This is a genomic window from Xanthocytophaga agilis (genome assembly GCF_030068605.1).
Lineage (GTDB): Bacteria > Bacteroidota > Bacteroidia > Cytophagales > 172606-1 > Xanthocytophaga > Xanthocytophaga agilis.
Genome location: NZ_JASJOU010000005.1, coordinates 320,446 through 333,486, shown reverse-complemented (window position 1 = coordinate 333,486; position 13,041 = coordinate 320,446). Strand labels below are relative to the sequence as shown.

Here is a 13,041-nt window from a genome sequence, read left to right as displayed (position 1 = left end):
CTTTTGATTTATAAATGGATTTGTGCCCTGTTTTATCTTTGATCACCGCAGTATGGACGAAGTAGGCGAAGCAGTATTGTATGCTTTTATCTATAAATCTTACATAAGCTTTCTGCAAAAAGTTTTTAAAAGAGTTTACCTCTTACATAAAAAGAGCCCCACTCTGTTGAATAGGGCTCTTTTTATGTAAAGAATTTTATCTATTATAATCCTTTAAAGTCAAAAGTCTCCAGATAAGAAGTTGTGAACTTACCAGTTCTAAATCCTTCATCATCCATCAGTCGGATGTGGAATGGAATAGTTGTTTTGATACCTTCAATAACGAATTCCTGTAAGGCACGTTTCATCCGTACAATAGCCTCTTCACGAGTCTGAGCACTTACGATCAATTTAGCAATCATAGAGTCATAATTTGGAGGTATTGTATAGCCTGCATATACATGACTATCTACACGTACTCCATGTCCTCCCGGCAGGTGTAGATTCAGAATTTTACCTGGGCTTGGGCGGAAACCATTAGCGGGATCTTCCGCATTGATACGGCACTCAATGGCATGCAAGTTAGGCTCATAGTTATTACCAGAAATAGGTACACCTGCAGCCACCTTAATTTGCTCTTTAATCAAATCAAAATCTGTTACTTCTTCTGTAATAGGATGCTCTACCTGAATACGGGTATTCATTTCCATAAAGTAGAAATCACCATGTTTGTCTACCAGAAACTCTATAGTACCAGCACCTTCATAGTTAATGGCACTAGCACCTTTGATCGCTGCTTCGCCCATTTTACGGCGTAATTCAGGTGTAATAATTGGTGAGGGCGTTTCTTCCACCAACTTCTGATGACGGCGCTGAATCGAACAATCTCTTTCTGACAGGTGACATACCTTACCATATTGATCTCCTACCACCTGAATCTCTATATGGCGAGGCTCCTCAATATATTTCTCCATATAGAGACCATCGTTTCCAAAAGAGGCTCCTGCTTCCATTTTTGCATCATTCCATGCTTTCTCAAATCCATCTTCATCACGAATGATTCGCATCCCTTTTCCACCGCCACCAGCAGTTGCTTTGATAATAACCGGATATTTGATTGCCTTAGCCAGCTCTTTTCCTTCTTCAAGAGAACCTAATAAACCATCAGAACCTGGAATAGTAGGTACTCCGGCAGCTTTCATAGTTGCTTTGGCAGATGATTTATCACCCATTGATTCAATCATCTCTGGTGATGGTCCTATGAACTTAATATTGTATTCCTGACAAATACGGGAAAAATCTGCATTTTCAGATAAAAAACCGTATCCAGGGTGAATTGCATCTGCATTTGTAATTTCGGCAGCTGCAATAATATTGGGTATATTCAGATAGGATTGTCGGCTGGGAGGAGGACCGATACATACAGCTTCATCTGCAAAGCGAACGTGTAGGCTATCTTTATCTGCTGTAGAGTAAACGGCAACTGTTTTGATCCCCATCTCGCGGCACGTACGAATAACACGTAATGCAATCTCACCGCGATTGGCAATTAATATTTTTTTAAACATATAACAATAGATGAGAAATGGGTAAGGAAGTAAGAGTATAATTGAGTGAATAAACAAGCTATCTACTGACGAAGTCAGATCTTGTAAAGCTTATTTATTCAACTACTCAATTGCTCATTTACACATTCAGTAAATTAGTTTGGCTCTACAATAAATAGAGGCTGATCATATTCAACAGGAGTAGCATTTTCTACCAATACTTTTACAATACGACCTGATACTTCACTCTCGATCTCATTGAACAGCTTCATTGCTTCAATAATGCAAACTACCTGACCCTTTTTGACTTCTGCCCCAACTTCTACAAAAGCAGGTGTTTCAGGATTAGATGAACGGTAGAATGTTCCGATCATAGGAGAACGAACAATAACAGTATTGCTTGATGCAGCTACAGGTTCCGCTGCAGGTATAGATACTACAGGCTGAGTAGCTACAGTCTGAACAACAGGAGCAATTGGAGTTGCAACAGGAGCAAATATTTGCTGAGAGGTTGTTTCAATTGCCTTGGTTACAAGACTACTGCTACGTTTTACATTTAATTTAAAGCTTTCTGTTTCAATATTTACCTCGTCAAGTCCGGATTTGGCAATAAAGTCAATAAGATCTTGGATTTCTTTTGCTTTCATGTTTCTATTTTACGTTTGTCGTGTTATATCTGGTTAGTGTGCCAGTTTGCACAGATAGTTATTCATCAGGAAATTATCTCTATAGAAAATTAAGCCTGAACAAATACATTAAGCGAATTTACTTCCGTCATACGCCCATTTCATATATGCGGCACCCCAAGTAAAACCACCCCCAAATGCTGCAAAAATAATATTATCACCTTTCTTTAAAAGATGCTCATAATCCCATAAAGCCAATGGTAATGTAGCATCTGTCGTATTACCATACTTGTGGATATTGATCATTACTTTATCTTCCCCAATTCCCATGCGTTGAGATGTAGCGCTGATAATTCGTAAGTTTGCCTGATGTGGACATAACCAAGCAATATCGTCAGATGTTAAATGATTACGCTCCATTACTTCTGCCGCAACATCAGCCATATTTTTTACAGCAAACTTAAATACCGTAGCTCCTTCCTGATGAATAAAGTGCTCCCGATTCGTTACTGTTTCAATGCTGGGTGGACGACGGCTTCCACCTGATTTTTGAACCAGATATTCCACTCCAGATCCATCTGTTTTGAGTACAAAATCCTGCAAACCATAACTAGGATCTGTAGAAGGTTCTATTAGTACGGCGCCAGCTCCATCACCAAAAATAATACAGGTAGTACGATCCTGATAATCAACAATAGATGACATCTTATCCGCTCCTACTACAATAATCTTCTTGTAACGTCCTGTCTCAATAAACTGAGAAGCTGTCACCATTGAGAATAAAAATCCTGAACATGCAGCCTGCACATCATAGCTAAATGCTTTTTTTGCCCCAACCATATCAGAGATAAGGTTAGCTGTAGCTGGAAAAACAAAGTCAGGGGTAGTGGTGCAACAGATTATTAAATCAATATCCAGAGGATCTGTATTTGTCTTTTTTAGTAGTCCTTCTACGGCCTTAGCCCCCATATGTGAACTGCCTTGATTTTCTCCTTTTAAAATTCTCCGTTCCTTGATCCCTGTGCGACTAGTGATCCATTCATCATTAGTGTCTACCATCTTTTCCAGTTCTGCATTGGTCAACACATAGTCAGGTACGTACCCATGGATACCTGTAATTACAGCTTTAATGGCGGTCATTCGAATGAGTTAAAATTGAATAGAGAAAAGGATAAAAGTTAGATGAGATAAGAACACAAAAATGAATTTAGTGCCTTTATTACTCTTATTCTAACTTTTAACCTTTTAGTAAAATAGTATGTATATAAAAGAAAAACTGGCTCAAAAGCATGGAGAGTACCAGTTTTTTTGAGCCAGTTTAAACAGATTTATTTTCCAAGGCTTGTTTAATCTTTGTAAGAACTTTTGATTCCACCATTTTAACTGCAAGTGAAATCATGTTTTTCACGGCAAGAGGGGATGAGATTCCGTGTCCAATAACAACATTTCCGTTTACTCCCAGAATCGGACTTCCTCCAATCGCTTCATAATTGAATTCACTTAAGAAGGAATCTTCAATTCCACGGCGATGGAATATGTCATAAAATGATTCTGACATCTTAAGAATAATGTTTCCGGTAAAACCATCACATATTAGGACATCTGCTTTGTCTGTAAACAAATCCCGTCCTTCAATATTGCCGATAAAGTTAATCTTCTTATTTACTTTAAGAAGTTGATGAGCCTGTTGTGAGATCAGGTTTCCTTTTTGTTCTTCCTCTCCTATGTTAACCAGCCCTACACGAGGGTTAGCAATGTTTAACACACTTTTAGCATACACACTACCCAGTTCAGCAAATTGATCCAGCACTTCAGGCTTACAATCTGCATTGGCTCCAACATCCAGTATTACACCATGTCCTCCATCCTGTTTTGGATAAAAAGATGCTATAGTAGGACGTAGTATACCTTCGAGTGGCTTTACGCTAAACATAGATCCCACCATCATTGCCCCTGTATTACCCGCGCTACAAAATGCGTCTACCTTGCCTTCTTTCAAAAGATGAAAGCCAATGGCAATACTAGATCGTGTTTTCTGAGTAAGTGCTTTGGTCGGATGTTCGGCCATAGCAATTATTTCAGGCGCATGTATTACTTCAACAACAGAAGTAGAAAAGGCAGGCACATGTAAAAGAGCTTGAATTACATCTTCCTGACCTACCAGAATTAACTCAACATCGGCGGGCAAGGCTTCACCGGCTAATAATGTACCTTCGACAATAGCTTCGGGGGCAAAATCACCTCCCATTGCGTCTATCGCAATTTTCATGTAGGCGTTTAGTGGCTGGTGGAAAAATAAAACAGGCAAGTAGCAATAGGCAATCAGCAATAAAAGTTACTCAACTGCGTGTTGCCTATTGCTACTTGCCTATTGATTTTGCTTGCTCAACAATACAACAATTCTGTGTATTAAGCAATAGCAGTGTAGTTTTCAATAACTACTTTGCCATTATAGTATAGATCTCCGTTTACAACGTATGCACGATGACGTATGTGAGGAGTTTCTGTCGATTGGCAGATAGAGATAGCTTTAGGTGTAGCTACGTCATGCGTACGACGTTTGTCCCGACGGGTTTTGGAAATCTTTCGTTTAGGATGTGCCATTTTCTATTTTAATTTATTGTTTTTTACAAAGGATTTGGTAATTGTTTTATAGAGTTTTTCTTCTTAATTAATAAAGAGAAAACCCTGATTGTATTAATTATTATTCAATTTTCGCAATGCTGCCCAACGCGGATCTATATTTTCTTCGTCCTTCTCTTCTGAAGTTTCCTCCTCCTCTTTAGATCTATAAACTAACAAGCCTTCCTCATTTTCTTCATATTGCTGATCTGCAAATTTAGGATGGATCTTTTTCATTGGGATCGCCAAAACTATAAACTCATAAATATATTGAGCTACATTTATGGTTGCTGTATGACGATTAATAATTTCAATCTCATCTGTGAGTTCCTTATCATCCTCTCCAAACTTCAGAATATGCTTTTCCTCTATATCTAGAGGATAGTCAAATTGTTCTAATGAACGATCACACGTTAACTCAATACTACCTGTAATATGAAAGTTCAGCTGAATCATTGTTGCTGACTTATCCAGGTACAACTCCACTTTAAATACTCCATTCTCAACCAGACTATTTTCAAATAGTTTGAAAAAACTGTTGTTTCCCTTAAAATCAAATGTATAGGCCTTATCTTTAAGGCCGATAATGTCTATATCAAAGTCTTTCAGATCTTTCACGGGACACCCTCCAAAAATTAGAACCGCAAAGGTAAATATATATTTTTGATTTAGAAACATCTTTCTTGAAGATTTTATCACTTTTGTTGATTTCTGGTATTGTACTTAAAGTTGAAAAGATCGATAAAGATTATACAGGTTTACTGCTTTTCGGTTGAGAGTAAGGTTTATCCTATTTCTTGCTGGTAATCACGCTATACATTGATGTATTTTTGTAGTAAAACAGTTTACTATTGAATTGAATTTTACATCGTATAGCCAGCGTTTAGTATGAAAAAAGTACTTGTTTCTGCCAGCCTGATTGTTTTAGGATGGTTCACCCAAACAAATGCCCAGACAAAATTACATTTGGGGCTCACCAGTGCATATAACGGAACATTTGTATTGGACAAAGGATTATCCGAAGATCCTCGTTATAGTGCGAAACCTACCTACAATTTTGCTCCTATTGGATTTACGGCAGGAGTAGACTTTGGAAGAGGATTTGGCTTACAATTAGAGTCTATCTTCTCAAAACAAGGACAGGTTTTTGAAATTATAGATGTGGCAAAACAAGTTATAGGACAACGAAATGTAGATTTGAGTTACATTCATTTACCTCTGTTGTTACGTTCCTTTGGTACTGGCACTGCCCGTACACGTTTCAACTTTATGTTTGGTCCTCAATTATCATTACTTACAAACGGTAAAGAGATCTATGATCAGTACAGAGCCGGAACGTTACAGTTACCTCCAGGCGCAGATGCTCCTACCGATCCAAATACGGGTGAACCGGTAAAAGTAAATTCAGATGGGACATATGAATACCCAGCTACCAAGCAAACTATATTTAGTACAGAAGCTAAGAATGCGATAGAAAGATTTAAGAAAACAGATGTCCAGATTGCATTTGGGATAGGTGCTGATATTGATCTTGGGAATAATCTATATCTATCTACACAGGTTCGGGCAAACTATGGCTTTGTAGATATGAGAAATGAAGATCTGGTAAATGAATTGAAGGATAAAACAGCTAAACAAGCTATTAATGATTTGTTTGGACGTAGAGCTAATTTACTTGTTGGTGTACAGTTAGGGTTGCATTGGATGTTTGGGGGGAACCGTTCTTCCGCAGGTGGAAATAACGGTGTTCCAAGTCGTTAATATATTTTACTAAATTTTAGAATTTTCTAGTCTCACTAAGTACCTGATCGGAATTCACATCAAAAGTTTTATTGCGCACAATTCTATACAAGCAATTGTTTGCGGTGAATTCCGATCAAAATAAAAATTGTTGTGAATTATGTGCAAGAGAAAAAACGACTAGAGTTCCGGTCAAAATGAAATCTGCAATTAGTTATGTGCACCGCTGGAAATGATCGGAGTTCTAGTCAAAAGCAAAATTGCCGTAATTAAAACGTAATTCATTAGCCGATAGATAGGACTGCTTTGCGATTACCAAAAAACTGTTTGCGGTGAACTATACACAAATTGGAAATTTTCTCTAAAAACGGTCACTATCTTTTCCTAAGATTCACGATGACTTAGATACCTTATCAATAAAAAAGGAGATACTTAAGAGTATCTCCTTTTTTATTGATAGTATAAAATATTAGGCTACTGCCCGAAGAGCATCAGGTGTTGGTTCATTCTTACTAGTTTGTAATTGGCTGATCCAAGTTTGAGCTGTATTTAAGTCTGCAAATACTCTTAAAGGTACTATTCCGGATTGTTTATTCTGAAAATCGTTTAATGAAACAGACATAAAGAAATCTTCAGGCATTACGTTTGCGCAGGCCTGATAACCTATTTTGATCATTTTAGGCATATATTCTTCATCCAGCCATTGAGTAATAGCGCCGAACCCACCTTCGTATTCTCTCAGATCTGCAATAACATAGTTAGCTTCATAATAACGGAATACTTCCCATATTCTCTCAAATCCACTTTTAGCCTCATCTGCGGATATGTAACCAGACCAGGAAGCTATAACTGCATTCAGTTCACGATTGTAACCTACAGATAGATATGAAGATTCCATATATTTATTTATTTTATGTATCAAAGGTGGCCTTTTTGAGACAGGTATTCAATTCAAGAATGGCTAAAAATTACACAGAGCAGGTATTAGTTAAAAAAGTGTGCCTGAGTATGAATTCGTAAGTTTTTTGGTGGTTATCGTAATAGTAAAACTCCTTTTTAAGTTTATTTGCTCATATGCATCATGTAACTTACTGATTCTCTTATTAATAATTGAGCTAAAAAAAGGTAAACCTTAAACGGCTTCTTTTTTCTGGAAAAACATAGATTGTCAGAGGAGTAGAGTAAAAAGGTATGAAAAAGGGATATTTCTGTAAAAAAGATATTTTTCTTACAAGGAAAGATATACTATATACATGGAAGAAAAATAACTGACTAGCTACTTTCCAGTATCAATGGGGAATATATGGGGTTAATAGAGGGCAGAATATAAGTCTGGAATGTAGAATAAAACACTAGTTTGATACTTCAGGAATAAGGATTTTTCCGTCTTTCATTTCTAGTTTCCGATCGGCCATATTAGCTAGATCTTCATTGTGTGTGACAATCACAAATGTCTGACCAATCTCATCTCTGAGTCTGAAGAAGAGTTGATGAAGTTCCTGTGCATTTTTGGAGTCAAGATTGCCGCTTGGTTCATCTGCAAAAACTACCAGAGGCGAATTAATAAGAGCTCTTGCAACAGCTGTACGTTGTTGTTCACCACCAGACATACGGGACGGAGTATGATCAAGACGATTTTTAAGGCCCAGCATAAGCAATAATTCTGTGGCCCGAGCCTGTACTTTTTTAGCGTCCTTATTACTTAAATAGCCTGGTATACAGACATTTTCAAGTGCTGTAAATTCAGGAAGAAGATTGTGGAACTGAAAAATGAAACCTATATTCTGATTTCTAAAATCTGCCAGTGCTGAACTGCGAAGATTTACAACATCCTGGCCATTAATACGAACAAGACCTGTATCAGGCTTATCAAGAGTGCCCATAATATGCAGAAGAGTACTTTTACCTGCTCCGGAAGCTCCTACGATAGAAACAACTTCTTTGCGACGAATAACCAAGTCTATTCCTTTCAACACTTGTAACGTGTTATAAGACTTTGAGATATTTTTGACCTCTATCATGCGTAATTATGGAGTATATGCACAAATGTATTTAATATTCGGGAATATAGATACGTAATAGTTGTTTAGTTCTTACATTTTATTGGATAAATAATAGGGTATAACTTGTAAACCTTCTAATCTGATAAGATGGTTTTGTATAATTTATATGAATATTAAGTTGATAATCAATATATTGCTTTTAAAATCAGCATATCTATAATTATCAGAAAATAGACGTTGATAGAAGTCCTATAGTTCGCACCCAAGTGATTCTTTTGAAAATTCTCTATAAATCCAGACTGTGATATATTTATATTTAAATCATACATTCTGATACTTAGGATATTTTCCTTTCATGCCTTTATAGTAAGACTTCATTGCTTCTACATCTTTTTCATAGTCACCGGTTGGATAAAAAACAGCCTTTAGTCCGGTTGTTTTTCGACCATAATCAAGATAAGCCAGTACTATAGGTACATTAGCCCCCATTGCTACTCTGTAAAAGCCTGTTTTCCAGTCTTTGACATATTTTCTGGTTCCTTCTGGCGGTATTAATAAAATCATTTCATCATGCTTGTTAAGCTCGTCAATCATGGCATCTACTAAACCTCCATGTTTGGAACGATCTACAGGAATTCCACCAAAGGCGCGCATAATAATACCAAGAGGAAACCGAAACAGTTCTTTTTTGGCAAGATAGTTTGTCTTGAGACGAAGAATAAGTAATGCTGCCATAGCAATAGGAAAGTCCCAGTTGCTGGTATGTGGCAAACCTATCATTACATATTTCTTCAATGTTGATGGAACTTCATTCTTCACTTTCCAGCCTATAAGCCAGAAATACAGCCGGGCTATAAAACGCATCATACAATAAGGATAAATCAACAATCAGCTAGCTGATATTTTTCCTGCGAAAATATGTGTTGTATCTGTTTAAACAAAACACATATTCTATCCTTTTGTTTTGTTACATCCTTATTTATGAGAAAAAGAGTTATATATGACCCTGACTCACAAATACAAAAAATACTTATTGTTTCAAGTGCCCTATTTCCTTTCCCTTTTGTTTTTCTTCATACAGGTTTTTCAATTGCGGGGCTATTTCTTTTGTGTATTTATATCCAATCGAAAAGAGTTCTTGGGCTTTGCTGGCATCTAGTGTTGTAAACCGACAAAGTTCTGGTGGTTCGATGAAATAGTCACAGCGCAGGATTCTATCTTGGATATTATTTTGGATAGCTAATAATAAGCTGCGTTCCATAACTGTACGCATGTTAATTATTGGTAAGGTGTTTCCACATGGGTTACTATGTACACCCACTATAAAATCGCATTGATTGAGCAGAGGTTCTACGGGCAGATTATTGAGTATACCCCCGTCTACCAGCAACTTATTGCCAACACGAAGTGGCTCAAATAAAACGGGTATACAACTGGAAGCCAGAATAGGTTGGATCAGAGGTCCGGAATTGAAGTAAACAATTTCGCCGGTCTGTATCTCGGTAGCATTAATCGTTAGTGGAATGTTGAGTTGTTCAAATGAATTATGGGGGAGATATGTTTCCAGAAATTTTTCTATTTTCCCTAGTTTCAGAAAACCGGTTAATTGTGTTGAGAGACTAAATACTGAACGAATCTTTGCTCTCTGAAAAATATCCATAATATCTTTGGGCAGGTAGCCATTAGCATATAAAGCACATACAATACTCCCTGCACTTGCTCCCGACAGCTTTGTTGGAACAAAGCCTTCTTCCAATAACGCCTGAAGTACACCAACATGTGCAAATCCTCTTGCACCTCCTCCAGACAATGCCAAACCTATTTCCATATTCTAGTCCTGATGTTTATAAGATAGTTTATTACTGATTTGTTAGTGCAAGCCATTCTATAAGTGCTCCTTGTTTCTCTATCCGAATACCTTTTTCTGTATGTTGTACAACAGCACACTCTGTGATAGGGTCATGTTCAAAGAATAAAATCCAGTCCTTTTCCACGGCCTGATCTAGAATTGTTGCTTTTTCATCCATTGTAAGTAGGGGCCTTACATCATAACTCATTACATAGGGTAACGCAATATGGCCTGTGGAAGGAATGAGATCAGCCATATACACAATTGTTTGATTACCAATTTGTATTTTAGGTAATAACATCGCTTCTGTATGGCCTTCTACAAACAGAAAGTCTATATTGGCAAAAGGTGAAGCTTGCCCTTCTTCAATCCAATGCAATTGGCCACTTTCCTGTAAGGGTAGAATATTCTCTTTCAAGAAACTTGCTTTTTCCCTAGGATTAGGTTGTATTGCCCATTGCCAATGTCTGGGTGTAGACCAGTAACGGGCGTTTTTAAAAGTTGGAAAGTATTTCGTTTTATCTGTATCACAGCTTACGGCTCCACCTACATGGTCAAAGTGCAAGTGAGTCAGAATAACATCTGTAATTTCATCTGGAGAAAATCCGGCATTCTGTATAGACTGTAATAGGCTGGCAGTACCATGCAGATAATAATAGCTGAAAAATTTTGCATCCTGTTTATTACCCAAACCAGTATCAACTAGTATCAGACGCTTGCCGTCTTCAATTAACAAACACCGCATTGCCCAACTGCACAAATTATTTTCATCAGAAGGATTAAGTTTTTGCCAGATACTTTTGGGTACAACTCCATACATTGCTCCTCCATCTAGTTTAAAGAAGCCAGTATCAATTACATGAACCTGCATAAAAGAAAAAGTCGTTAAAGAGTTACAAGCAAGTTATTAGTTTTTCACATATAACCTACCATTCTCTATTAACGACTTTCCAATGGAGATATTTTCAGTAAATGAACTTCTATTAATCTTTGAATACACCCATTGAACCGAATTTTTCAATGCGCTGATTAATTCTCTGTTGTGGACTTAAAGCACCAAGCTCTTTCAGTGTATCAGTAATAACCTGCTTGATTGTTTGTGCCATACCTGTAGTATCTGTATGCGCACCACCGAGAGGTTCTGGAATAATGCCATCTACAAGACCAAATTGCTTCATATCTTCTGCAGTCAACTTCAGGGCTTCAGCGGCTTGCTCTTTGTAATTCCAGCTACGCCAGAGAATTGACGAACAGGATTCTGGAGAGATAACAGAGTACCAAGTATTTTCCAGCATTAATACCCGATCTCCTATACCGATTCCCAAGGCTCCTCCCGAAGCACCTTCTCCAATGATAATACAGATTACAGGTACTTTCAGCATAAACATTTCACGAAGATTACGGGCAATAGCTTCACCCTGTCCTCTTTCTTCTGCCTCAATACCTGGAAATGCGCCTGGAGTATCTATAAAAGTAATGATCGGTTTACCAAATTTTTCTGCCATTTTCATCAGACGCAATGCCTTCCGATAGCCTTCCGGATTCGCCATACCAAAATTACGTTGTTGACGCTGCTTGGTATTACGTCCCTTCTGCTGACCAATAAACATTACTGTCTGCCCTTCTATAGTACCAAATCCGCCCACCATTGCCGGATCATCCGAAACAGTACGATCTCCATGCAATTCTATGAACTGATCGGTAACAGAGTAAATATAATCAAGGGTATAAGGCCGATCAGGGTGACGAGAAAGCTGTACCCGTTGCCAGCGCGTCAGATTTTGATAGGTTTCTCTTTTTAATTTCAAGATGTTTTGTTCCAGCGTTTTAACGGCTGATTGCATCTCAGGATCAGAACCTTCTGCGAGCTGCTTCATATCAGCTAATTTTGCTTCAAGTTCTGCTATAGGTTTCTCAAAGTCCAACAGCATGTGTGTGTAATTTGTTGCAGGGGTGCAAATTTAATAGTTTCCTCCAGAAAGTAAATGTGTGTGTATGTAAATCGAAAATCAAAACTGCAAAATACTGATAGATAGTTCATTACTATGTAAATATTTTTATAGAAAACAGCATGCCAGCCCCAAAAACGCGCACAAAGTTGACTTTTGGAAACATGTAAGAAACAAATATATTCTCCATTGTAATAAATTAACTATTTGTAGATAATCTATACTTATTTTGTAGACTTTTAATATATTTGTAAAAATATACATAGACATGTTATCAAAGAAAGCTAAATACGCCCTTAAGGCGCTTTTTGTTCTTGCACGTGACTTTGGAAATGATGCAACCTTGATTGCTGAGATTGCTGAGCAAGAACGAATTCCTAAAAAGTTTCTGGAAGCAATTCTATTAGATCTAAAGAATCATGGTATTTTATTTAGTCGTAGAGGAAAGACGGGAGGATATGGATTATTAAAAAGTCCAGATCAGATTACAATGGGTCAGGTAGTACGTATCATAGATGGACCACTTGCCTGGGTTCCTTGTGCCAGACAGAATGGATACCAGCCTTGTGATGAATGTAATGATGTGGAAACTTGTTCTATTCGGATTACAATGCGTAAGGTGCGTGATGCCACTGCTGATATTCTGGACAGCACAACACTTGCAGATTGCGTACGTCTGGAAAAAGAGCCCTTGGACTGGATCATTTAAGAGTGTAAATGAAGACT

The 13,041-nt window shown here is 37.6% G+C and carries 14 protein-coding genes; 2 read left to right on the top strand and 12 right to left on the bottom strand.

Annotation, left to right across the window (positions count from 1 at the left end):
- Positions 1-203: 203 nt before the first annotated feature.
- The 6 genes from accC to QNI22_RS17135 form a co-directional block, all read right to left on the bottom strand.
- The gene (accC, locus tag QNI22_RS17160; RefSeq protein ID WP_314512452.1) at positions 204-1,547 is read right to left on the bottom strand and encodes an acetyl-CoA carboxylase biotin carboxylase subunit; all 1,344 of its coding nucleotides are present in this window, start codon (positions 1,545-1,547) and stop codon (positions 204-206) included.
- 134 nt (positions 1,548-1,681) lie between these two features.
- Positions 1,682-2,173 (bottom strand): acetyl-CoA carboxylase biotin carboxyl carrier protein, encoded by a 492-nt coding sequence (accB, locus tag QNI22_RS17155; protein WP_314512451.1) that lies wholly within the window; start codon positions 2,171-2,173, stop codon positions 1,682-1,684.
- Between the two features lie 108 nt (positions 2,174-2,281).
- Entirely contained in the window at positions 2,282-3,292 is a 1,011-nt protein-coding gene (locus QNI22_RS17150) for a beta-ketoacyl-ACP synthase III (protein WP_313979318.1), read from the bottom strand.
- Between the two features lie 178 nt (positions 3,293-3,470).
- Complete coding sequence (plsX, locus tag QNI22_RS17145; RefSeq protein WP_314512449.1) at positions 3,471-4,421, bottom strand: phosphate acyltransferase PlsX; 951 nt, start codon at positions 4,419-4,421, stop codon at positions 3,471-3,473.
- Between the two features lie 140 nt (positions 4,422-4,561).
- A complete protein-coding gene (gene rpmF / locus QNI22_RS17140) occupies positions 4,562-4,756 on the bottom strand; it encodes a 50S ribosomal protein L32 (RefSeq protein ID WP_313979323.1) in 195 nt (64 codons plus the stop codon).
- 93 nt (positions 4,757-4,849) lie between these two features.
- Positions 4,850-5,452, bottom strand: a complete 603-nt coding sequence (locus QNI22_RS17135; protein ID WP_314512447.1) for a YceD family protein — start codon at positions 5,450-5,452, stop codon at positions 4,850-4,852.
- A 210-nt stretch (positions 5,453-5,662) separates the two neighbouring features.
- Between QNI22_RS17135 and QNI22_RS17130 the strand changes: the two genes are divergently transcribed.
- Positions 5,663-6,535 carry an outer membrane beta-barrel protein gene (locus tag QNI22_RS17130; RefSeq protein WP_314512445.1) on the top strand — a complete coding sequence of 291 codons (873 nt, stop codon included), beginning with the start codon at positions 5,663-5,665 and terminating at the stop codon, positions 6,533-6,535.
- Between the two features lie 448 nt (positions 6,536-6,983).
- Here the strand turns inward: QNI22_RS17130 and QNI22_RS17125 are convergent, their stop codons facing one another.
- The 6 genes from QNI22_RS17125 to QNI22_RS17100 form a co-directional block, all read right to left on the bottom strand.
- Positions 6,984-7,412, bottom strand: coding sequence for a hypothetical protein (locus QNI22_RS17125; RefSeq protein ID WP_314512443.1), 429 nt, complete (start codon positions 7,410-7,412; stop codon positions 6,984-6,986).
- Between the two features lie 454 nt (positions 7,413-7,866).
- Positions 7,867-8,535 carry an ABC transporter ATP-binding protein gene (locus tag QNI22_RS17120; RefSeq protein ID WP_314512441.1) on the bottom strand — a complete coding sequence of 223 codons (669 nt, stop codon included), beginning with the start codon at positions 8,533-8,535 and terminating at the stop codon, positions 7,867-7,869.
- A 303-nt stretch (positions 8,536-8,838) separates the two neighbouring features.
- Positions 8,839-9,384 (bottom strand): lysophospholipid acyltransferase family protein, encoded by a 546-nt coding sequence (locus QNI22_RS17115; protein ID WP_314512440.1) that lies wholly within the window; start codon positions 9,382-9,384, stop codon positions 8,839-8,841.
- Between the two features lie 163 nt (positions 9,385-9,547).
- Complete coding sequence (locus QNI22_RS17110) at positions 9,548-10,345, bottom strand: patatin-like phospholipase family protein (protein WP_314512438.1); 798 nt, start codon at positions 10,343-10,345, stop codon at positions 9,548-9,550.
- Positions 10,346-10,376: 31 nt separating this feature from the next.
- Positions 10,377-11,237: an MBL fold metallo-hydrolase gene (locus QNI22_RS17105; RefSeq protein WP_314512437.1), complete on the bottom strand. Its 861-nt coding sequence runs from the start codon at positions 11,235-11,237 to the stop codon at positions 10,377-10,379.
- 112 nt (positions 11,238-11,349) lie between these two features.
- Positions 11,350-12,297 (bottom strand): acetyl-CoA carboxylase carboxyltransferase subunit alpha, encoded by a 948-nt coding sequence (locus QNI22_RS17100; protein WP_313979341.1) that lies wholly within the window; start codon positions 12,295-12,297, stop codon positions 11,350-11,352.
- A gap of 286 nt (positions 12,298-12,583) precedes the next feature.
- Between QNI22_RS17100 and QNI22_RS17095 the strand changes: the two genes are divergently transcribed.
- Positions 12,584-13,024: an RrF2 family transcriptional regulator gene (locus tag QNI22_RS17095; protein WP_314512435.1), complete on the top strand. Its 441-nt coding sequence runs from the start codon at positions 12,584-12,586 to the stop codon at positions 13,022-13,024.
- The last annotated feature ends 17 nt before the right edge of the window (positions 13,025-13,041 follow it).

Excerpts from the sequence above, each read along its gene's own strand:
- QNI22_RS17115 (WP_314512440.1), bottom strand. The coding sequence starts at position 9,384 with ATGATGCGTTTTATAGCCCGGCTGTATTTCTGGCTTATAGGCTGGAAA.
- QNI22_RS17105 (WP_314512437.1), bottom strand. The coding sequence starts at position 11,237 with ATGCAGGTTCATGTAATTGATACTGGCTTCTTTAAACTAGATGGAGGA.
- rpmF (WP_313979323.1), bottom strand. The coding sequence starts at position 4,756 with ATGGCACATCCTAAACGAAAGATTTCCAAAACCCGTCGGGACAAACGT.
- QNI22_RS17125 (WP_314512443.1), bottom strand. The coding sequence starts at position 7,412 with ATGGAATCTTCATATCTATCTGTAGGTTACAATCGTGAACTGAATGCA.
- QNI22_RS17110 (WP_314512438.1), bottom strand. The coding sequence starts at position 10,345 with ATGGAAATAGGTTTGGCATTGTCTGGAGGAGGTGCAAGAGGATTTGCA.
- QNI22_RS17130 (WP_314512445.1), top strand. The coding sequence starts at position 5,663 with ATGAAAAAAGTACTTGTTTCTGCCAGCCTGATTGTTTTAGGATGGTTC.
- QNI22_RS17135 (WP_314512447.1), bottom strand. The coding sequence starts at position 5,452 with ATGTTTCTAAATCAAAAATATATATTTACCTTTGCGGTTCTAATTTTT.
- accB (WP_314512451.1), bottom strand. The coding sequence starts at position 2,173 with ATGAAAGCAAAAGAAATCCAAGATCTTATTGACTTTATTGCCAAATCC.
- QNI22_RS17120 (WP_314512441.1), bottom strand. The coding sequence starts at position 8,535 with ATGATAGAGGTCAAAAATATCTCAAAGTCTTATAACACGTTACAAGTG.
- plsX (WP_314512449.1), bottom strand. The coding sequence starts at position 4,421 with ATGAAAATTGCGATAGACGCAATGGGAGGTGATTTTGCCCCCGAAGCT.
- QNI22_RS17095 (WP_314512435.1), top strand. The coding sequence starts at position 12,584 with ATGTTATCAAAGAAAGCTAAATACGCCCTTAAGGCGCTTTTTGTTCTT.
- QNI22_RS17100 (WP_313979341.1), bottom strand. The coding sequence starts at position 12,297 with ATGCTGTTGGACTTTGAGAAACCTATAGCAGAACTTGAAGCAAAATTA.
- QNI22_RS17150 (WP_313979318.1), bottom strand. The coding sequence starts at position 3,292 with ATGACCGCCATTAAAGCTGTAATTACAGGTATCCATGGGTACGTACCT.
- accC (WP_314512452.1), bottom strand. The coding sequence starts at position 1,547 with ATGTTTAAAAAAATATTAATTGCCAATCGCGGTGAGATTGCATTACGT.